The sequence below is a fragment of the uncultured Acetobacteroides sp. genome (assembly GCF_963667355.2).
GTDB lineage: Bacteria > Bacteroidota > Bacteroidia > Bacteroidales > ZOR0009 > Acetobacteroides.
Map to the genome: position 1 here is coordinate 886047 of NZ_OY763328.2, position 21677 is coordinate 907723.

At 48.0% G+C, this 21677-nt stretch carries 18 protein-coding genes; 5 read left to right on the forward strand and 13 right to left on the reverse strand.

Annotated features, from left to right (window positions below):
- The first annotated feature begins 76 nt into the window (after positions 1-76).
- Positions 77-1462: a C1 family peptidase gene (locus ACHZA1_RS03615; protein ID WP_320053870.1), complete on the forward strand. Its 1386-nt coding sequence runs from the start codon at positions 77-79 to the stop codon at positions 1460-1462.
- Between the two features lie 497 nt (positions 1463-1959).
- Here the strand turns inward: ACHZA1_RS03615 and ACHZA1_RS03620 are convergent, their stop codons facing one another.
- The 8 genes from ACHZA1_RS03620 to ACHZA1_RS03655 all read right to left on the reverse strand — a co-directional run bounded on the left by ACHZA1_RS03620 (position 1960) and on the right by ACHZA1_RS03655 (position 13514).
- On the reverse strand, positions 1960-2367 hold the full coding sequence (locus tag ACHZA1_RS03620; RefSeq protein ID WP_320053871.1) for an OsmC family protein: 408 nt from the start codon (positions 2365-2367) through the stop codon (positions 1960-1962).
- A gap of 99 nt (positions 2368-2466) precedes the next feature.
- On the reverse strand, positions 2467-3267 hold the full coding sequence (locus ACHZA1_RS03625) for a hypothetical protein (protein ID WP_320053872.1): 801 nt from the start codon (positions 3265-3267) through the stop codon (positions 2467-2469).
- A 22-nt stretch (positions 3268-3289) separates the two neighbouring features.
- Positions 3290-4153 (reverse strand): FecR domain-containing protein, encoded by an 864-nt coding sequence (locus ACHZA1_RS03630; RefSeq protein WP_320053873.1) that lies wholly within the window; start codon positions 4151-4153, stop codon positions 3290-3292.
- A 74-nt stretch (positions 4154-4227) separates the two neighbouring features.
- Positions 4228-6849, reverse strand: coding sequence for a carboxypeptidase-like regulatory domain-containing protein (locus ACHZA1_RS03635; RefSeq protein ID WP_320053874.1), 2622 nt, complete (start codon positions 6847-6849; stop codon positions 4228-4230).
- Positions 6850-6917: 68 nt separating this feature from the next.
- Positions 6918-7430 (reverse strand): RNA polymerase sigma-70 factor, encoded by a 513-nt coding sequence (locus ACHZA1_RS03640; RefSeq protein WP_320053875.1) that lies wholly within the window; start codon positions 7428-7430, stop codon positions 6918-6920.
- Positions 7431-7584: 154 nt separating this feature from the next.
- Positions 7585-8925 carry an NADP-specific glutamate dehydrogenase gene (gdhA, locus tag ACHZA1_RS03645; protein ID WP_320053876.1) on the reverse strand — a complete coding sequence of 447 codons (1341 nt, stop codon included), beginning with the start codon at positions 8923-8925 and terminating at the stop codon, positions 7585-7587.
- A gap of 187 nt (positions 8926-9112) precedes the next feature.
- On the reverse strand, positions 9113-12091 hold the full coding sequence (locus ACHZA1_RS03650; protein WP_320053877.1) for a PEP/pyruvate-binding domain-containing protein: 2979 nt from the start codon (positions 12089-12091) through the stop codon (positions 9113-9115).
- Positions 12092-12272: 181 nt separating this feature from the next.
- A complete protein-coding gene (locus ACHZA1_RS03655) occupies positions 12273-13514 on the reverse strand; it encodes a serine hydrolase domain-containing protein (RefSeq protein ID WP_320053878.1) in 1242 nt (413 codons plus the stop codon).
- A gap of 240 nt (positions 13515-13754) precedes the next feature.
- Here ACHZA1_RS03655 and ACHZA1_RS03660 point away from each other — a divergent pair, with 240 nt between their 5' ends.
- Positions 13755-14480, forward strand: coding sequence for a hypothetical protein (locus tag ACHZA1_RS03660; RefSeq protein ID WP_320053879.1), 726 nt, complete (start codon positions 13755-13757; stop codon positions 14478-14480).
- A gap of 163 nt (positions 14481-14643) precedes the next feature.
- Here the strand turns inward: ACHZA1_RS03660 and ACHZA1_RS03665 are convergent, their stop codons facing one another.
- Positions 14644-15030, reverse strand: a complete 387-nt coding sequence (locus ACHZA1_RS03665) for a hypothetical protein (protein WP_320053880.1) — start codon at positions 15028-15030, stop codon at positions 14644-14646.
- 108 nt (positions 15031-15138) lie between these two features.
- Positions 15139-15552 (reverse strand): VOC family protein, encoded by a 414-nt coding sequence (locus tag ACHZA1_RS03670; RefSeq protein ID WP_320053881.1) that lies wholly within the window; start codon positions 15550-15552, stop codon positions 15139-15141.
- Positions 15553-15669: 117 nt separating this feature from the next.
- On the opposite strand from ACHZA1_RS03670, the gene ACHZA1_RS03675 reads away from it, so the two are divergent.
- Positions 15670-16458 (forward strand): ABC transporter ATP-binding protein, encoded by a 789-nt coding sequence (locus ACHZA1_RS03675; protein WP_320053882.1) that lies wholly within the window; start codon positions 15670-15672, stop codon positions 16456-16458.
- 6 nt (positions 16459-16464) lie between these two features.
- The gene (locus ACHZA1_RS03680; RefSeq protein WP_320053883.1) at positions 16465-18099 is read left to right on the forward strand and encodes a hypothetical protein; all 1635 of its coding nucleotides are present in this window, start codon (positions 16465-16467) and stop codon (positions 18097-18099) included.
- 41 nt (positions 18100-18140) lie between these two features.
- Here the strand turns inward: ACHZA1_RS03680 and ACHZA1_RS03685 are convergent, their stop codons facing one another.
- Together ACHZA1_RS03685 and ACHZA1_RS03690 are read right to left on the reverse strand one after the other, a co-directional pair.
- Positions 18141-18530: a hypothetical protein gene (locus ACHZA1_RS03685; protein ID WP_320053884.1), complete on the reverse strand. Its 390-nt coding sequence runs from the start codon at positions 18528-18530 to the stop codon at positions 18141-18143.
- 148 nt (positions 18531-18678) lie between these two features.
- Complete coding sequence (locus ACHZA1_RS03690) at positions 18679-19026, reverse strand: heavy-metal-associated domain-containing protein (RefSeq protein WP_320053885.1); 348 nt, start codon at positions 19024-19026, stop codon at positions 18679-18681.
- Positions 19027-19426: 400 nt separating this feature from the next.
- On the opposite strand from ACHZA1_RS03690, the gene ACHZA1_RS03695 reads away from it, so the two are divergent.
- Positions 19427-20383, forward strand: a complete 957-nt coding sequence (locus tag ACHZA1_RS03695; RefSeq protein ID WP_320053886.1) for an L-lactate dehydrogenase — start codon at positions 19427-19429, stop codon at positions 20381-20383.
- 71 nt (positions 20384-20454) lie between these two features.
- Here ACHZA1_RS03695 and fabD read toward each other — a convergent pair whose 3' ends face one another.
- Positions 20455-21339, reverse strand: a complete 885-nt coding sequence (gene fabD, locus ACHZA1_RS03700; protein ID WP_320053887.1) for an ACP S-malonyltransferase — start codon at positions 21337-21339, stop codon at positions 20455-20457.
- Positions 21340-21677 lie beyond the last annotated feature (338 nt).

Below are 21677 nucleotides of genomic sequence, written 5' to 3' on the forward strand. Positions count from 1 at the left end.
AAGAATTACCTTCTTTTGAAGCGCGAGAAAGCGCATCTGCTCTCGCTTCGGAATGATTAATGATAACTGTATACCGATGAAAAAATCGTTACTAATTGGGGTAGCATCGCTGCTAAGCCTTGCCGCAGTCGCGCAACCCAACAAGGGGATATCCAAGGATATGCTCGACCAGATTAAGAAGACGTACAACGCCAACGACCCCAGCACCCGCGCCATCACCAACGCCCTCACCCACGTCGACGCCAAGAAGTTGGCCGAGAACAACGCCTTCGAGGGCAAAATCGACCACCTCTTCAAGTACAAGGTCGATGTTTCGGGCATCACCGACCAAAAGAGTTCGGGCCGATGCTGGATGTTTACCAGCCTAAACCTGTTCCGTCCAAAGGCCATCAAGCAGCTAAACGTGTCGGAGTTCGAGTTCTCGCAGAGCTACCTCTACTTCTACGACCTGCTCGAAAAGTCCAACCTCTTCCTCGAAAACGTTATCGCCACCGCCACCAGCCCCATGGACGACCGCAGGGTAGAATGGTACTTCAAGTCGCCCGTTGACGATGGAGGAACTTGGGCAGGCTTCATCAACCTAGTGGATAAGTACGGCTTGGTGCCCAAAAGCGTAATGCCCGAAACCAACACAAGCAGCAACACCTCTGCGATGGGAAGCATCCTAAAGAGCCGACTTCGCGAGGATGGGCTTACCCTCCGCGACATGGTTGCAAAAAAGGCAAAGCCAAGCGCCATCGAAGCGCAAAAGGCCACCATGCTTGGCGAGGTGTACCGCATTCTAGCCCTCAACCTCGGCGAGCCACCAACTACCTTCGACTGGAGGTATAAGAAGAAAGATGGAGCCATTAGCGACCTCCAAACCTACACCCCCATCAGCTTCTACCACGCCGTCCTTCCCGACGTAAAGGTTGGCGACTACGTGATGATGATGAACGACCCTACCCGCCCCTACTACAAGCTCTACGAGATAGAAAATTACAGGAATGCTCAGGATGGCATCAACTGGTGCTACATCAACCTACCTGTCGAAGACCTAAAGCAAATTGCCCTCGAATCCATTAAGGGCAACGAAGCCGTTTACGGAGGCGTAGACGTAGGCAAGTTCCTCAATAGCGCCGACGGCGTTAGCGCCCTCGAGAACTACGATTACGAGGCCCTTTACGGCATAAAGTTCGGTATGGATAAGAAGCAACGAATAATGACCGGCGAAAGCGGATCGTCGCACGGAATGGCCATCGTTGCCGTTGATGTGGATAAGAATGAGAAGCCAACCAAATGGCAGTTCGAAAACAGCTGGGGTGCATCGAGCGGCCACAACGGATACCTCACCTTTACCGACAGCTGGTTCAGCGAGTACATGTTCCGAATGGTTACGCTAAAGAAGTTCATCAAGCCCGAAATTCTAAAGGTTCTTGATCAGAAGCCTGTAGTTCTTCCACCTTGGGATCCTATGTTCTAGGTTCAAACCGTATAAAAACACAAAAGGAACGAAATCACTTCGTTCCTTTTGCTAAACCTAACCTAAATCTTCAGACACATTTAACACCTAACCTAAAACTTAACCTATGAAAAAACTAGTCTCAACTGATTTTCGATTACAAAGGTAGCTGATGTTAATCCTAACTCGACTAAAACTAGGTTAACGAAAACTAAACCTTCATTTTGTGGTATTTACGATATTATCAACACCGAGTCTTCCCTAAATGTTCGCTTGCAATATTGCTATTTTCTACATTTTTTGCATTTGTTATTCCAATATAATAGGGAAATATTAAATACAAACGTTTGCAACGAAACAAACCTTCAACATCAGCGTTTTTCTTCGAATTGGAATTATGGCACGGTATGGCAAAAAACGCTACACATCAATGCCAACGCGCAAGCAAGTCCACATCCAAAAGTGCTAATTAGCTTTAATCAAAAACATCACCCCTCATTAGCACCTTCAAATCTGCCCTATCCCTTATAGTTGAAGACAACGGTTTGCTTCAGTTCTGGATGAAGGCTATTGGCAACCGGGCATTCCTTCGCTGAAAGTTCAATAATCCTTCTGTACTTTTCAGGATAGCAATGGGGAAAGTTTAGTTCCACGATAATTTCTACAACTCTACGGGGATTGGTTCCCATGACTTTAGTTATGCTCACATCAGTTCCGTCAATATCAAAACCATGCGTACGAGCAGCAATTCCCATTATTGTAAGCATGCAGCTACCTAAAGCGGCTGCCAGCAAGTCGGTAGGCGAGAAGAACTCTCCCTTTCCCTGATTGTCTATAGGCGCATCGGTGGTGATTTTCTTACCCGAACGAACGTGGGTAGCCTCAGTACGCAAATCGCCTAAATAAGTTGTTTTTACAGTTTCCATGATTTTTGCTTTTGGTTAAGCAAAAATCATAGATTTCGACCATATAAGCAAGAAAGGGATGAACAGTTAACTCATCCCTTTCCTTTTTATTGACTCCTGCTACTTTTTATCAAGCAGATTAACCTCTTTAGATACTCCATCAACCGTAATGGTCACAAGGAAATCTTCTGTGCCGGCGCCATAGTTGGTAACAATGGTATGCATGCTATCAACAACCCGAGTAACTTCTCCCGAAACAAATACCGGCCAAATTGTTTTTAGATGCAACGGAGTAGTAGTCGTTTCAGTGTAAGCTTTACCTCGACGGTTTACGCCAGTAGCATCCACCGTGATATCGTACTCATCGTCCCATACATTAAGAGGGGTATCAACACCTGCGACCTTAGTCCATACCTTAGTGAAAGCCTGGGTATAGGTAGTACCATCAGCAAATGTCACCTTCCCATCTTTTAGGGTTATGGTAAGGGTGTTAGTTTGAGGATTCAGCACCATTATCTTAGTTCCCTCAATCTTGCGCCCATTAATGGTGAAGTTGTTAAAGGTAACTGTACGGGTTAGAGTGGTTACGTTTACGTTGATAATAATCTGCCCATTCTTCATCCAGCGCTGATTCTTCCCAATCTTCCAGTTGGCAAAGGTCACCGTTTTGGTGTATGTGCCGTCGTTATTGTTAGCAGTAGTAACGGTTCGGGTGCCCGAACTTTCAGGAGCAATATCCGACTTTAAACCAAGGGTAACCTGATCTACCTCGCTAGCAACCTCGTCATAGATTCCATCTACCTGGTCGCCATCAATGGCGGTTTCCTCATTTGCGTTAATCGTTGAAGCAGTATCTTCCTTTTGGCAAGAAGACATAGAGAGGGCTGCTGCAGCCGCTAAGACCCAGAACAGTTTTTTCATAAGAATGTGATTAAAAAAATTACTAATCGGCAGGATTTACCTCTACCTCGCCATTCGAGGCAACTTTGTACTCTAGTTGCATTGGAACGCAAACCAACTCTAGCGCCTGGCTCAAGCTCTTATCATTAAAATAGCCGCTATAGCGTCGGTTCTCGCAACCAGCACAGCTTACTTTGACATTAAACTGACGCTCTATTTCTGCGAAAACATCATCAAGTGGAACATCGGTAAAGTAAAACTCTCCTTTTGTCCAGCCTTTTTGCTTTTCCGATATCTTTTCAACGCTTCCTAAAGTGTTTCCATCACTACCAACTCCTAATCCTGGCGTTAGTATAGTATGAGAGCCACTTGTAACCTCGCGCACCCCTACTTTTCCGGTAAAGCAGCAAACGCGAACCTCATTATCACGAGCGAAAACGTTAAAGGTTGTTCCTAAAACTGATGTTACAAACTTTCCTGTTCTAACTTCGAAACGACGCCCCTTCATAACCTTAAAATAGCCTTCACCCTTAAGCGTTACTTCGCGTTTTCGCCACCACATATACTTTTGGTAGCTAAGCTGCGATTCTGAATTTAGAAGGACATTTGAACCATCGGGTAAAACTACTGCCAGATGTTCGCCTTTTGCACTAGCAACATGGGTAGTATGTGTCATGATAAGAGAGCCAACTGCAACAAGCAATGCAAAACTAGCAGCCACCGTCCACGTTATCGTAGGTGTAAGCCAACGACGCTTCGTTTTAGGTTGAGAGGCAATAGCGCTGTTGAGTGCCGCCCATGCCTCCTCTTTTGAACGCTTTGCTGGAACGGAGAACTGCTTTAGCAGCATCTCTGTTTGCTCATCTAAGCGTTGCCGGTCTTCAATATCTGATCTTTTATGGTTCATATCGCCGAAATTCATGTATAATACAACTACACATTTAATCACCCTACCTAGGGCAGCAATTTTCTATCTATTTTCTAAAATGTCAAGTTAAGGTACAACGAAGGTGTAAATCTCAGCCCATAGATATCGTTATAAATCAACGGAGATTTTCCCTGTGAAACATCCTGTAACGAGGTATTGCTAAAACCATAGGGACGCATAATCTCATTATTTTTATCGTATACGTTAAAAATGCTGGCGGTAACGGAAAGTAATGAGTACCCTATTCTTTGCTCATAAGAGGCAGACAAGTCGAGCCGATGGTACGAACCAAGTCTACGGCTATTCCTTTCGTAATCGGGCACAACCTTTAGGTTATTATACAACGCCAGTTCATCCCAAGGTTTCCCTGAGCCATATATCCATGCTGCCGAAAAATTTAGACGCCCAACCTTGTGAGATGCAAATGCCTTAAACTCGTGCTCTTGATCATTATTTGCGGGATAGCTATCATCAACTTTTAGGTTCTTCGAAAACACGGTTGACTGCGAGATGCTATAAGCCAGCGCGACCTGTCCTTTCGGATATAAATACTTGGCTAACACATCCACTCCTAAAATATCATTCGAGTTGTAGAAACTAAGCTGCCTAAGTTTATACTTCTGATTCACCAAAGAAGGAAGCAAAACCTGAGACACCAACCCTTTGGTTCGTTTAAAATAAGATTCGACATCAAATTGCAGCCTACTTGTTGCGTCGTAGGTAAATCCTACAATAAAATGGTTGGAAGAAATAACAGGCAAACTATCACCATTAGCAACAGCCCAGTAGCTGGTGTAATCGCCAATAAATGGCATTGGAACACTGTTTATAAACTGAAGGTAACGTCCTGCTGCCATTTTAACAATCAGCCCCTTGGCAACTTCAACGCTAATCTGCGCACGAGGCTCTACATAAGCCTTCTTTGTAGGAGAAAAGTAGGTAACCCTCAAACCCGGTGTAAAGGTTTTTAGCCAGCCTTTCCCAACATCCAAAAGAACATATCCTACCGCAGAGGTTCCGTCTGAGCCGACTCTTTTAGCCATATCAATAAGAACATTTGCTTGGTTGCTCCTGTAATTCTTGAAAGAGTAGGTACTATTCTGATTGCTAAAAACGCTTCCTGCAATAATCCCGGCAGATGGCAAGAATCGATATTCGCATTCAACCTTTGCTGTAAAGTCTTTTAATTGGTTATGAAGAGCGCTATACCTACGAGCAACCTCAGCTAGCGTTGCATTACGAGAGACATTTAGGTGTGTAAAATTCAGCAGGTAGGACGAATACCCTAAAGATGTTCTCAAAAAGTATTTATTACCCACCTGTTTGCTCCATTTAAAGCCGACTCCTTGATTATCTATATCTGACCCTTCCGAAAGAAGAAGGCGCTTTTTGTCGGACAGTAAGTCCATATTATCCTCTCCTCCATATACAGACAGTGATAAGTTTTGCGTCGAATCTGGACTGTAGGTAAGTTTACTATGCAAGTCTAGGAAATGATACTTGGGAGAATACTTCTCGTTATAGCTAGAAATATCCTTCAATGAAATTTCTGCAATGTCGTTCCTAAGCTTATCAAAGAGTTTACTATAAAGTGAAGTCTGGTAAACATCTGTATAAGATCGGCGAGCAGCAACTACCAAACTTAACTTTCTACCAATAGGAACCTCAGCAGAAACATCAACCGAAAGAGGGTCAACCCCAACACTAAAAATCGGTTTATATCGATTACCAGACTTTCCTGTAATTTCTATGACAGATGATGCAGTCCCCCCATAACGCGCATCAAAACCACCTTTAAAAATCTGAATATCCTTTATTGCTTTAGTATTAAAAGCGCTTAACCGTCCCAAAAAGTGGTTGATATGATAAATGGTAAAGCCATCAAAAAGAACTTGTGTTTGCGATGATGGCGATTTACGAATACTCAGATCTGCCGCCGACTCAGTTGTGCCATCAATACCGGGAAGCATTTGAAGGGATGGAGTAAAATCAAGAGGATTTAAAGCAGGAACACCAGAAGCAGCCCTCGGATTTAGCGTACTTTTACCCGCAATATTAGGTATCTGCACCAAATAGTTTTGCTTTTGGGTAACCACAACGCTACTTAGCACTGCATTTGCCCGATCGAGGTTAATTGAAAGCATTCCTGCTCTTGTCTCAGGAATTACCTCAACGCACTTCTTTTCGAAACCCAAATAGGAGATACAGAGTGTGACAGGTGTTGAAGATGGTAAAATAAGATTGAAATAGCCTTCGGCATTTGCTGTTACAGCATACTTCTTATCTTGAGTATAGATGTAGGCATAGGGAAGTTTCTCTCCTGTTTCCTGATCAACAACAGTTCCCCAAATTTTAAACCGGGGCAGTTCTACAGTCGGTTTTACGACAGCAACCTCGTACCCAACACCCCGAGAATCATTCCGTCTAGGTTTTACCACATATACTGCACCAATACGCTCCATTTCGAAGCTGCTTGATGCAAGAACAGACTTCAGCAGCTCATCAAATGAAGCCTCCCTAAAGACACCATCTACCTTATGCTTATCGGCAAGTTGAGCATCAAAAGCAATCTTAACATGGTTGTCGGCACTTATTCTTTCGAGAACTCCCGAAAGCGTTTTTTTCTTAAACGAGTAGGATAACCTCTCGGCAACCGCAGAGTATCCAAATCCCAACAAGAAAACAATTAGTATAAGCTTAACACATCGAAGATAAGATCTGAGACACTTACATGTATGCACCATTAAATTTTGTATTCCAACTTATTACGAACAAAATCCAGTGCCTCCTTCATCCTCTTTTCTACCGCCTTAACGCTAAGATCAAGCCTCTGGGCAATTTCGGAGTAGGTAAGGTCTTCAATCCTACTCATAAGAAATGGGATTCGACACTTTTCTGGCATATCAGACAAAACTCGTTCGAGGCGTTCTTTCATCTCCTGCTCGCGCATCGGATGATCAGCTTCCTCGGCATTTACATCTGACTTCGTCGTATTTTTTTGGAAATTCAACACCACTTTCTGATGCTTGTGGTGATTTTTTAGAAGATTGGCTGCAATGGTATAAAGCAACGACAGGGTGGATTCTTCGCGAATAGTATCGCGAATATCCCATAGCTTAATAAAAACCTCTTGGGCAATATCCTCAGACAAGTCAATATCTCCACACCGAAAATACAAAAACCTTCGAATGCTATCGTAGTAGTCGTCGAATACAGATTTAAACCAAGTTTCCTTATCTTGCTGTATCAGCACCATACAAATCCAACCCCAAATAATCCATTAATACAACTAGGCGCAAATATACCCTACCATTTTATCTTTCAAAAATTGAATGTGTTAAATCCGTGCACATAAAAAAACCGCTTCAAGTAAACTTGAAGCGGTCGTATAGTAATTATTATAGGGATCCCTAGATCAACCCTTGCTCTAGCATAGCGCTAGCAACTTTCATGAAACCTGCAATATTAGCACCATCAACGTAGTTAACACTTCCGTCTTTCTTAGTACCATACTTAACGCAAGCCTCGTGGATGCTTTCCATGATTTGATGTAGCTTTGCGTCAACTTCAGCCTCAGTCCAGCTGATATGCATTGCATTCTGAGTCATTTCAAGACCTGAAGTTGCAACACCACCAGCATTTACTGCCTTACCAGGAGCAAACATAATCTTTGCATCTTGGAAAGCCTTGATAGCTTCTGGGGTACAACCCATGTTAGAAACCTCAGCAACACACCAAGTACCATTAGCAAGAAGGTCCTTAGCATCGTTTCCATCACATTCGTTTTGGAAAGCACATGGAAGAGCGATATCGCACTTTACGCTCCAAGCTTTCTTACCAGCAGTAAAGGTAATACCGCTAAACTTCTTAGCCATAGGAGCAACAATATTGTTATTTGAAGCACGTAGCTCAAGCAAATAATCAATCATGTCGTTGGTCATACCTGCAGGAATATGGCAAACACCATCAGGACCAGAAACTGCAATAACCTTAGCTCCTAACTCAGTTGCCTTTTGAGCAGCACCCCAAGCTACGTTACCAAAACCAGAAACAGCTACAGTTTTGCCCTTAATATCCTTACCTGCTTTGTGTAGCATATGCTGTACAAAATACAATGCACCATAACCAGTCGCCTCTGGACGGATTAGTGAACCGCCCCAGTTGGTACCCTTACCAGTTAATACACCAACATTGTACTCGCGAGCTAGCTTGGTATACATACCATACAAGTAGCCGATTTCACGACCACCAACGCCTACGTCACCAGCAGGAACGTCAGTATCATTACCAATGATTCTCCACAATTCAAGCATGAAAGCTTGGCAGAAACGCATTACTTCAGCATTCGATTTTCCAACTGGATCGAAATCTGAACCACCTTTACCACCACCCATAGGAAGGGTAGTTAAAGCGTTTTTGAAAGTTTGCTCAAAACCTAAGAACTTAAGCATTGAAGGGGTAACTGCCTTATGGAAACGAAGACCACCTTTGTAAGGTCCAATTGCAGAGTTGAATTGAACACGATAACCTAGGTTGGTTTGAACGTTACCAGCATCGTCAACCCATGTAACACGGAAAGTAAAGATTCTGTCTGGCTCTACAATTCTTTCTACGATTTTGGCGGCTTCGAATTCTGGATGTTGGTTGTAAACTTCCTCTATAGATTCTAACACTTCGTGAACTGCTTGAAGATACTCCTTTTCACCAGGATGTTTCTGCTCAAGATCGGCCATGATTTTTTTTACGTCCATCGCTTTTATCTCTTTAATATATTAAACAAACGTTTTTTTCTATTCGCCTTGCCCCTACTCTAATGGAGCAATTTGATGCCGTAAATGTAGCTTTAATTCCAAATACCAAACAATATTTCACAACATATTTAATAGCATACCAAATATTTTTCATTACATATTGTAACTTAGACTCTAAAATCAAAATTTACAGATTAACGATCCCCTTATTATTCCGTCCATCAATAATTATGGTCAACGGTTTTTCGAGGGTCACCTCCCGTATATACTTGTTTTCGAACGTAGCTGGCAGCGAGTCGAGAATAGAAACATCAAATTTGCCATCGTTCATAAACGGGTTGATGGTAAAGTACCCCACGCGGAATGAGGTTATATTTTGGAAGAAGTGGCTGCCCTGGCTAGGGTCGACCCTGAAATTCTGAAGGCCGCACTCTACGATAAGCCTAGCTTCGGATATCTGAGGCCATTTCACAGGAATCCCCAGCCAAGGATCACTCGAACCCCAACGGCCAGGTCCCACAAGCACGTAGTATTCGCCCTTGTCCTTATACGTTTTGTTTATTTTCTCTAGGTCGTCGGCAATTTGCCGAGTGTATGTGGAATCAAACGCCTCTGGCTTCACGTAAACCACACTTCTAATACCCTCCATCACGCCATGGCCCAACGCCGAATTCGAGTAGATAAGCGCATCGTCAGGAGACATCTGCCCAATTTGCAAATCCTCCATCTCCTCATTTTCGACAATGGGCCGTATCTGTAGGAAGTTAAAAATCTTTGGCTGCCCAGGCTCAACATCGAAGTTTACGGCAAACTCTATCTCAATGGGAGAATTCATCTCCTTTTGGCAGAGCGCAAGCAATTCGTCCAGGATCTCTGCTAACGGGAATGTGCCATACTTCAATATTTTGGCAAAACTGATTATCCGCCACCCGGTAGGCTGATAATAGTCCCTAACCATATCGTTTTGCAAATCGTAGAATGAGGCGACATGCTGCATTCCTTCGTAGTCGCTCTTCGTATCGATTTCCAGCCTTTGGAGGTTTACGCCATCATCGGTGGAGATGGTGAAAGCGGCAGGATCTAGGTCGAGCGCATAAAACATCCGCTGGGTATCGCGTAGGGCCATTTGTGGCGTGCTTAGCTGCAGCAGGTGCTTGGGATGCTTGGGCGAAAAGCGCATGGTCATCCCTCCATCAACAATAAACTTACCCAGCCCAAAGGCTATAGAGGCAACTCCATCGTGCGAAGACTCGACCCCAAGCGGGTAGAAGTTAATGGAGCGGGCAACTCCCGAAAAGGTGGGATAGTACAGGTTCTCGTGCTTCGTTCCGCACACCTCTTGGAGTACCACCCCCATCTTCTCCTCGTCGAGCACGTTGGAGGTGGCGAAGATGTACCCACGGCTGCTGGCGTAGAACACCGAAGCGTACACGCTCTTTATGGCCTGCAGCAGCATGTGTAGACACTCCTCATCATCCTCCACTCGGGGAATCATGTAGGTGCTGTATATCCCGGCAAAGGGCTGGTAGTACGAATCTTCAAGTTTGCTTGAGGAGCGAACTGCGATAGGGTTCTTTACGTTACGCACAAACTCGCGAAGATCTTCAACGAGTTCAGTAGGCAGCTTCGCCTTGATGAATCGTTTTAGGATTTTAGCATCCGGCTCTTCGGTTCTGGCGTAGCTGTACAGCTTATTCTCCTCCATAAACTGGTCGAAGAAGTCTGTCGAGATTATCGTGCTGCGGGGGATGTTGATGATAACCCCCTCGTACTTATTAAATAGGTTGTACTTCTTGAGCATCGTATCGATGAAGGCCAACCCGCGCGCCTTGCCGCCTAGCGATCCGTCGCCGATACGCGATATCTGCAGCAGCTCGTTGTAGTCGTTGCGGTTAAACTTGCCGATTACGCCCCTACCCGTCTCCAGCCTATACTGGGTAATAGCGGTGGATACGTACTCGCGTAGCGCCCCCATATCGGCAAAGTCGGTTGCCTGAAGGCTTTTGAAGAGTTCGGCAATGGGGAATAGCGCCCGCGCAAAGAGCCACTTGCTAAGGTGGTTGTGGCTGGCATGGTAGTAGAGCGACTCGTCGGGGATGTTCATGAGCGCCTCGCAGAGCGTCTTCAGGTTATGGGCCTCGTAGATCACCTCCTTGGATACCGGATCGACAAACTTGAAACTGCCAAAGAAGAAGTACTCGCGCACATATTCGCCTAGCTCGTGCAGGAGCGTCTTCGAGTACTTATGGATAAAGCCAGTCCCCAGCTCATCGGCAATGCTCTTGTTGTTGAGGTCGGACGACTGGAAGATGAACGGCATGTAGGGATCCTCGCGGCGGATTACCTTGCAGAGCGTAATGCCCGCCCGTGTTTTGGAGTCGCGGCGGTGGTTTACCTTGAAGCTTACGTCCGACACCACGCCCAGCAGGTTGTTCTTGTACTTGGAGTAGAGTGCCATGGCCTCGTCATAGGTGGTGGCCAGCAGAATCTTTGGGCGCCCACGCATGCGCAGGTTTTGCTGCTGCTCGTTGACCGTTTCGCGAACGAAGTGGCGCGACTGGTTGAGCACCACCTTGTACAGGTTGGGCAGGTACGAGGAGTAGTAGCGAACGGAGTCCTCCACCAGAATGATGGCCTGAACGCCGATCCCCATCAGGTCGTTGTCGGCGTTCATCTTGTCCTCGATCAGCTTGATGATGGCCAAGAGCAGGTCGGCGTTACCCAGCCAGCAGAAAACGTAGTCGATGGCCGAGAGGTCCTCCTTCTCCATCTTCATGGATACCTCGCGCGAGAAGTGGGTGAGCACCACGATGGGCGTGTCGGGATCTATCTCCTTGAAGGTATGCGACAGCGAGAAGATATCCATCTCGCCAATGTTTAGCATCGAGATAATCAGGTCGAACGACTCCGTCTTAAGCCGGTCGAGCGCCTCCTGCCCCGAGCTCACCTTGCAGAAGTTTGGCGGATAGCGGAGGTTCAGCGAGACGTACTCCTTGAAGAGTTGCTCCTCGATTCGCCCATCCTCCTCCAAGATGAAGGCATCGTAGCTGCTGCAAATGAGCAGCACCTTATGGATGCGGCGCTGCATGAGCTTGTGGAACGAGGTATCGGCAAACTCTATGTTGAAAGGGCTTAAGTCTTTGCCCAGCTTAACGGGATCAATCATTCTAAACTTTTTTAAGCAATGCTAAGTAAGCAATAAACCGCAAAAACCGCAACGTGTTCGAGCGAACAAAGAACGGCCGACGGCAGCAGAGGAATGCCTTGCCGAAGCGGAGCTTCCACGAGAGAAGGAGGAAAATGGGCAACGCCTCCCTTTCCGTTTCCTGAACTCACGCGGGCTGCCGCTACTTCAGCGACCTAAAGTAGGGAGCTACCGCCCTAAAGATATCCTCTTCGAGCGCAAAATACCCCGTACGCGCGCCAGGGTTAGCCCCGCCCACCGTACCGTTGGTCATAAATACGAAGCCAATCCCCCGCTTAGGCTCGAAGTACAAGCCCGAGATTAGGCCGTAGGCGTCACCGGCATGGCCCATCAGCGGAATCCCCTCGATGGCGACATCGCCTTTGGGGGTGTTGGTTACCAGCTGAACGCTAAGCCCCCAGCATTGGAACATCCCGCCGTTGGTGTCGCCATTCGTGCCGTTGTAGCGCCACTGGGGCGTATGCATAAGCGCAATGGTGCTGCGCCTAAGGAGGCGCTTCCCCGCGTAGGCTCCGCCGTTAAGGTGCAGCTGCATAACCTTGGCCAAATCGAGCGCCGAGATGCGCAGGCCGCCCTGTGGCCCAAACAGGAAGCCGTTGGTGCCCAGCTCGTACCCCGAAAGGTTGCGGGGGCTTGGGCGTTGCCCATGGTAGCCATCAACCTGCGTCTTCCACCCGTCCTTGTTGCGGTAGATGGCGGCAACGTTACCGATGCTGCCAATTTCGGCCACGTTGTACCCCCCGGTAATCCCCAGCGGATCCAATATCTTTTCGCGCATGTACAGGTCGAATCGCTGCCCGCTGATGCGCTCGATAAGCGTGGCGATAATTCCGAAGTTGGCATTGCAGTAGGTAAAGTAGCTACCGGGCCTATGCGCCAGCCACATGTTGGGGGTATAGTAGCGGCCGCTGGGGAGCAGCAGCTCCTTTACCGACGGAATTGCCCCTGGGGTGCTGTAGATATCACCCAGAAAGCGGTCGTACCCATCGCCGTCGTTCAGGCTGGCCGTGTGCGACATCAGCATGCGGAAGGTGATGGGCACCTCGGGGAAGTTGGGGTTGCGAAGCGTAAAGCCCAGGTAGCGGCTAACGTCATCGTCGAGCTTAAAGCGATGCTGGTCGTAGAGCACCATCAGTCCCGTGGTGGTTACCAGCTTGGAGAGCGATGCGATGCGGAACAGGGTGCTATCGGTCACCGGGAGGCTGCGCTCGTAGTCGCGTAGGCCGGAGTGGTAGGTGCCGGTAACCCGGCCCTTGGCGTAGGTCAGCAGGCTAATGCCCATGAGCTGGTCCTTCTTCACAACCGAGTCGATGGCCGGCTGCAGCTGCGCCATGCCGGCCAAAGGCCCCGCAAGAAGGGCCAAGGCAACAAATCTTTTTCTCATTTTCAGGTAAATGTATTTAGAGGTGTACACGTTTTACGCCCCTACAAGTAAGCTATAATGGGGGATAACGGCAACCCCCATCCCCCAAGCAACGGCGAATGGCGGCGCAACGACGCTTTTTTAAAAGAAACATACATTTCTCCATTTTTTTTGATGATTATTCACATTAAAATTTGCTGCGGTTAATTATTGTTATATTTTTACGGGCGTCAATAGATGTCAAACCAACACGGAATAAGTATGAACGAACGTAAGTACAGAGGAACGGCCATCCAGATGCTGATGGCAACAGACCTAATCATCGACAACGCCATCGCAATGGCGCCAACCCTCACCGCCGCACGCCCGAAGTGGACGTTAAGCTACCTAACCGACATCAAGGGAAACATCACCGGCATCCTCGAAGACAACTTCGGGATTAAGGGCACCACCTCGCTTAAGGAAGTAACCGCCACCCTCACCACCAAGGAAATCGCAGCTAAGGCAATGCTCCAGCAGGCCAAGACGCAAATCGAGGTAGATTTCGGAAAGGACAAGACCAAATGCAGCAACATCCTAACGGCCCTTGGGCTCAGCAAGGTGAAGCTCATCAAGAACGCCTCGCAGGACGCCACCATCGAAATGCTGACCACGTTCCGCAACAACCTAACGCCAGTCCTTGAGGCCGACCTTATCGCTGCAGGAATGAGCCCCACCACCCTTACCAGCATCAAAGCGCTGGCGGCCGAGCTCTACCAGGCCAACGCCATCCAGGAGCAGAAGAAAATCGGCAGCAAGGAGACCACCGCAACCCTCAACGCCCAGCTAAACGACCTTTACGACGAGGTGATCGGCATAGCCAAAATCGCCTCAACGCTGCTAACCAACAAGGCCGATATCGATAAGTTCTCCTACAGCCGCGCGCTGAAGCAAATGGGCTACCACGAGTCAGAGAAGGAGAATAAGCCATCATCCGACAAGAAATAGCCGATCATTTTAAGTAATAGTAGTTTTTGTTATAATGAAGTTTTACAGGGAGGAAGTTACAGCAATCGCTAGTACTCCTCCCTTTACATTCCCCCATGGATGAACAACCGCTAGACAGCCCTCCCCCCCGGCATCCGACATTGATTTCCCGTACCGACGCCTTTCAGGCAAGCCTCTCCCACCCCGCTCCTACCCGTCCGATGCCTTCACCTAGTCGGTAGATATTAATTTCCACATGTACGATGCTTCCACCTAGTCGTCCGATATCAATTTCTACCCGTCCGATGCTCCCATCCACATGTACGATACCTTCACCTAGTCGGTAGATATCAATTTCCACATGTACGATGCTTCCACCTAGTCGTCCGATGCCAATTTCCACCCATCCGATGCTCCCATCCACATATACGATGCCTTCAACTAGTCGGTAGATATCGATTTTCACATGTACGATGCTTCCACCTAGTCGTCCGATGCCAATTTCCATCCGTCCGATGCCCCCACCCACATGTACGATGCCTTCAACTAGTCGGTAGATATCGGTTTCCACATGTCCGATATGCTCCCCAAGCCATACGACAAACAGTCCGTAAAAGAAAAATGCCGGATCGAATCCAGCATTAAAAAGATTTACGGAGAAGATGCTTGAACGATTACGCTACAGGGTGCGACCTACAACAATCTTGTCGTACTCCTCGTCGTTGGGCTCCCAGAGCTCCACCTTGTTGCCCTCCAAATCGAGGATATGAACGAACTTACCGTACTCAAACGCCTCTATGGCATCAAGCACCGTCACCCCCTCGGCCCTTAGCAGCTCCACCAACTCCTCTATATTCTCCACTCGGTAGCCCACCATAAAGTCGCTACCCGACGGGTCGAAGTAGGTGGTTTCGCCGGCAAACGGGCTCCATTGGGTAAAGCCCTTGAGGGCGGGGTTGCCCCCCTGCCGCCACTCGAAGTTGGTGCCGTAGTCGTCGGTATCGAGCCCCAGATGTGCCCGGTACCACTCCTTCATTCGCTTCGGATCTTTACACTTAAAGAAGATGCCGCCTATACCGGTAACGCGCTTCATGGCCTGCCATTTTATGTGGATATGGGTATAACAGCCAGCGCACCCAAAGAGCTAGCCCCACGGCCCAGTTTCTATCCGCCATTTTTATATATTTACGCCCAAAATACTTATACTACTATGGATTGTACGAAATCTATTACCATTAGCAACCTCCGCAAATCGTTCCGCTCGCCAGACGGATATGTAGATGTGCTAAAAGGCATCAACCTCGAGATTCCAGCCGGACAAATTGTAGGCTACATTGGCCCCAACGGTGCGGGTAAGAGCACCACCGTAAAGATCCTCAGCGGCATCATTCAGGATTTTGACGGTGTGGTGTCGATTCTGGGCTACGACATCCGCACCAACCCCATCGAGATCAAGCGCCGCATCGGCTACATCCCCGAAAATGCCGTGATGTACGACATGCTTACCCCCATGGAGTACCTCAACTTCGTGGGCACGCTCTACGGCCTCGACGACGATTGTATTGAGGATAAGGCCGACCGCCTGCTAGGCCTCTTCGAGATGGGCAAGCACGCCAACCAGCGCATGGACACCTTCTCGAAGGGGATGAAGCAGAAGATTCTGCTCATCTCCGGCATGCTGCACAACCCCGACATCATCTTCCTCGACGAGCCGCTCTCGGGGCTCGACGCCAACTCCGTAATCATCGTTAAGGAGATGGTCACCCAGCTGGCCCGCGAGGGAAAGACCATCTTCTACAGCTCGCACATCATGGATGTGGTGGAAAAGATCTCCGACCGCATCATCCTCATCAACAACGGCAACGTCGTAGCCGATGGCACCATGGATTCGCTGATGAACGGCGACAACCAATCGCTCGAGCGCATCTTTGCGCAGCTCACCGGCAAGGAGGGGCACCAAGTAACGGCCGAAGCCATCGTTCACGCATTCGAAAAGTAGGTGGTTATGGTAAAATTCTTCCTATTCCTGATTAAGCTTCTTCGAAAGCCAATAGAGCTGCTCGGTGCCGACTACAACCAGCTACGAGCCATTGTTGCCGCCAAGCTGATATCGGATTTTCGCCGTGTCCCCGAAGCCTCGAAGGGCATGCAGAAGGAGCGTAGCCTCGCCTTCCAGATCACCTCATATGTAATATTCGGGTTTCTTGTAGCCATCATGATGATGGTTATGGACAACCGCCTCATGGGGCTGCTGATCAGCTACACCTTTATCATGTTCCTCCTCTGCACCACGCTCATTACCGAGTTTACCCAAGTGGTCTTCGATCCGAGCGACAACCTCATTCTGCTACCACGCCCCATTAGCAATCGCACCCTTATGGTATCGCGACTGCTACACATCGCCTTCTACCTTGGCGTTATAGCGTCATCGCTATCGCTGCCAGCAACAGTAATCGTACTCGTAAAATGGGGATTCGTCCCTATGCTAGCCTACCTGCTTGGCGTTCTTACAACCACTGCCTTTGCGCTATTTTCCGCGAATTTCATCTACCTTGTTCTATCTCAGATGGTGTCGGCAGAGCGGTTTAAGAACCTCATCACCTACCTTCAGGTTGGACTTAGTGTGCTGCTTTTCGTTGGATATATTTTCATCGGAAAAATTCCCCAAGATCTAAAGTTGGTTGATAGCATTGGTTCTCAGTGGTGGGCCTACCTTGTACAACCCTTATGGAGCGCCATGCTGGTTGATATTGCTGCAGGAGCCACCATAACACTCGGAAGCATTGCTCTTGCAGCATTAGGCATCGCCGTTCCACTCCTTGGACTTATAATTATGGTACGCTACCTTACCAACGGCTACGATGCAGTTCTCGATAAATTGGCAACCAGCACAGAGCGCCACGAAGATGTAGGCAATAAGTACAAAAGAAAAAACTTTCTCCGCCAATTAACCTGCAACACTTCCACAGAAGAGGCCGGATGGAAGCTGGCCATGATTATATCGAGCCGCGACCGCAACTTTAAGCAGATGGTATACCCCTTCATAGGTTTCGCCTTTGCCTACATCTTTGTAATACTCAAGCCCGATTTCGCTCACTTTAAAGCCTCGATATGGGCCATATCGCAATCGAAGAGCTACTACGGCTTCATATTTATGGGTATTTACATTGGAATGGTGTTCGGGATGATTTGCGCATCGAGCAGCTACCAAGCAGCCTGGATATATAAGGTAACACCGCTAGAGCGCAAAGGAGAGCTGCTATCGGGAGCCATAAAGGCCATGCTCTTCAAAATCTTCATCCCGGCATATACGCTTATCTGCCTGCCCGCACTTTTCATCTGGGGAGGCAAAGTGATACCTATCCTAACATTTGGAGGGATACTGGTAGTGCTAACGCACCTCATTACAATTTTGCTTTTCAGCTACAACCTACCCTTTAGCGTACCACCATCCGACAACGGACGAGGTGCAAATGTTGCAAAAATGCTTATAATGATGCTATTTGCGGGTATTGCGTTTGGTTTAATTTATCTGCTAAACATGGCGGGAGCAGCAGCTTTCTGGATAGGCTGTGCGCTCGCAGGTGTTGCACTCTACGCAGTATTCGTAAGGATTAAACAGAAAAAACTAATCGAATAATAGAGCAAAGGGGATCTGTAAAATCCCCTTTGTTTTAAACCCTAAATGGAGTCCAACGCACGCTCTAGCGAGCCAAAAAACCTCATTGGTATATTATTTATATCGCGATCTACCTCCTCAAGCATTTCAAGGGTTAACCGGGTATAGGCGCTCGATGAAAGGACAATGTTAATGACAGCCATTCCCGCATTACGCAGCTTCGGAGTGATATTTCGGGAGACCCAATCTATGTCCTCTTTTTTCAACGGACAGGCATTGGTTGTATCGCTTACAAAATGTACGCAATGGTTTTCCACAAACAAATCCAACGATTTTTGCTGTCCTTCACGAAACTCTTCCGGGGTACAGTAGCCTGTCCATGTTTGAACTAAACATCCATTTTGAGAATCGATCTCGATTTGCAGATAATTGGTTATGTACCTATTTTCCATTCGTAATTTCCCCACTATGTTTTTTAGCCTATAGTATAATTATTCTCTATACTGAATCGGGGCGCTAAAGTAGGCATAATAAGCCTAAAACAAAACCCCATTCTTCATCAGGAAGGATGGGGTTTTGAGTCTTTTTGCAGGTGAAGCGCTAGTGCTTGCCTAGGCCCGAATTCTCCTTACAGCAGGCGGGCAGCTTCTCGTAGGCTTTAGCATCACGCTTAACATCATCGGCATCGTAGCCTAGCTTGGCAATAGCCTCTTTTATCTTCTTCAGGTCTGTCTTGGTGTCGTTGTACTCCACCCACACGGTTTGCTTGTCCACATCTACCTTCACATCTGTGATTCCCTTTTCGAATGGAAGGTTCTTCATAATCCGCTTCTCGCACGACGAGCACTGGATGGTTGTTTTTATGGTGGCACTGGTAGTTTTTGCCTGAGCCACCGTTGCAGCAAGCACTACCAGCAATACTGCAAAAAAGGTTACTACTCTTTTCATCGTTATCGAATTTTATCTATGAAACAATTAATTCAGCTATCTGGAGATCGTCCATCTCAGACCTCCATAAATCTTACGCCCCATAATCGACCCCCAAATAAATGAAGAATCGAAGTATGAACCAAACGGAAAGCTCGTACCACCCCCATTAAATGCAGATGTGCGGAGCATGCTTCTCCCCAGATATGGAAATCATGCCAAGAGATATTCTGGCGGTACAACCAGAAAGCACCCCGAATCTGTAAGCATCCGCATCTCCCATTTTCGATAAATTAAAGGTTAAGATGGGTACATGCCCTGCAATTTTGCTAGTTCTTTCCATCAAGATCGCTACCTTCAAAACTTTGAATGGAGACGGTTGTTCTGCCATTCACCCAATCGAAATAAAAACAATATAGATATGGTTAGTAACGTAAATCGTGTAGCCCTAGTTGGGACAGGCTTTGTTGGAACCTCGTTTGCCTACGCAATGGTAAACCAAGGTATTACTGGCGAGATAATCCTAATCGACGTAAACAAGGACAAGGCCGAAGGCGAGGCCATGGACATTGCCCACGGTATTCCTTTTGCCCCTTCGCGCACCAAGATCAGAGCTGGCGACTACTCCGACTGCCGCATGTGCGATGTTGTTGTGATTACCGCTGGTGCCAACCAAAAGCCCGGCGAGACGCGCCTCGAGCTGCTCGAGCGCAACGCCCAAATCATGAAGGGCATCGTTAAGCAGATCATGTCAAACTACTTTAACGGCATCCTGGTAATTGCCACCAACCCGGTAGACATCCTCACCAACGTGGCTTGGAAGGTTTCGGGGCTACCCAAGAACCGCGTGATTGGCTCGGGCACCACCCTCGATACGGCTCGCCTACGCCACGAGCTCTCGAGTTACTTCGACGTTGACCCCCGCAACGTGCACGCCTACATCATGGGCGAACATGGCGACACCGAGTTTGCCGCTTGGAGCCACGCCCTTATTGGCGTTCGCCAGGTGGAGGACATCATCGAGCAGAGCCACGGCAAGTACCGCAAGGAGGACCTCGAGCAAATCTTCGTGAAGGTGCGCGATGCCGCCTACCACATCATCGAGCGTAAGGGGGCAACCTACTACGGCATTGGGATGGCACTTACCCGCATCATCAAGGCTATCCTGAACGACGAGCGCTCCATCCTTTCCGTATCGTCATTCCTAGGTGGGGAGTACGGACAGAACAACATCTTTATTGGCGTGCCTGCGGTTGTTGGACGCGCGGGTGTCACCGAGGTGATAGAGCTGCAGCTGAACGACGAGGAGCAGCAGAAGCTGGCGCACTCGGTAGGCGTCCTCAAGGAATCGACAAAGCCCATCCTCGAAAACTTGTAGGATGAACCGCATATATAAAAGGAGAGCCCCGAAATTATCGGGGCTCTCCTTTTTTGTATCGTTGCTAAAGCCTAAAGCGACTGCTTGCTTTCGGCTGGGATATCCTTAGCGATTTTGTTTACCAAACCTTGAAGAACCTTTCCGGGTCCAAGCTCAACGAATGAAGAAACGCCATCGGCAACCATGTTCTGAACGGTTTGGGTCCAACGAACAGGAGCGGTTAACTGTGCAACCAAGTTCTTCTTAATCTGTGCTGGATCGGTGTATGGCTTAGCATCTACGTTTTGGTAAACGGGGCAGATTGGCTTGCTAACGGCGGTTGCCTCGATGGCGGCCTCTAGCTCAACACGTGCGGGCTCCATAAGTGGAGAGTGGAATGCGCCACCAACAGGAAGCTTAAGCGCGCGCTTTGCGCCGGCAGCCTTTAGGGCCTCGCAGGCAGCATCGATAGCCTCGTTGGCTCCCGAAATTACCAGCTGTCCGGGGCAGTTGTAGTTGGCAGGAACAACAACGCCATCAATAGAGGCGCAGATTTCTTCAACCTTAGCATCGTCGAGGGCAAGCACGGCAGCCATAGTCGATGGGTTTTGCTCGCAAGCCTTTTGCATGGCGTTGGCACGAGCGGCCACCAGGCGAAGTCCATCCTCGAAGCTAAGCGCACCTGCTGCTACAAGCGCAGAGAATTCGCCAAGCGAGTGACCTGCTACCATCTCGGGCTTAAAATCGTCACCTAACGACTTTGCCAGAATTACCGAGTGAAGGAAGATGGCAGGTTGGGTAACCTTGGTCTGCTTCAGATCCTCGTCGGTACCGTTAAACATCAAATCGGTTATGCGGAAGCCTAAAATTTCATTTGCCTTTTCGAAAAGTTCCTTTGCTTGGGGCACGTTCTCGTACAAGTCCTTCCCCATTCCGACAAACTGAGCACCTTGCCCAGGAAATACATATGCTTTCATCTGTTTCGGTTTTTTTGAGCTGCAAATATAAGCATTTAGCGGCTTACCGGGTAACATTGGCCGTGAGGATCGCCAGAACCGGCCCTACAAGGTACTGTAGCGGCAATTGGTAGATCATCTTTTTTCGTACTTGGCGGGTTGATGATGGCTTTTGCCCATGGCCGTTGAGGTTAGGATGCTTCTCAAATCCGAAATGCATAATCGTAGCAGGTAATCCTCCCGCTTAGGCGGGAGGTAGGGGTGAGTAAGAACGCTAAGTGAGGTAGATATGATGATTTTAACGAGTAACCCACCCCTACCCCTCCCATGGAGGGGATAACGCACCTTGATTATAGCAT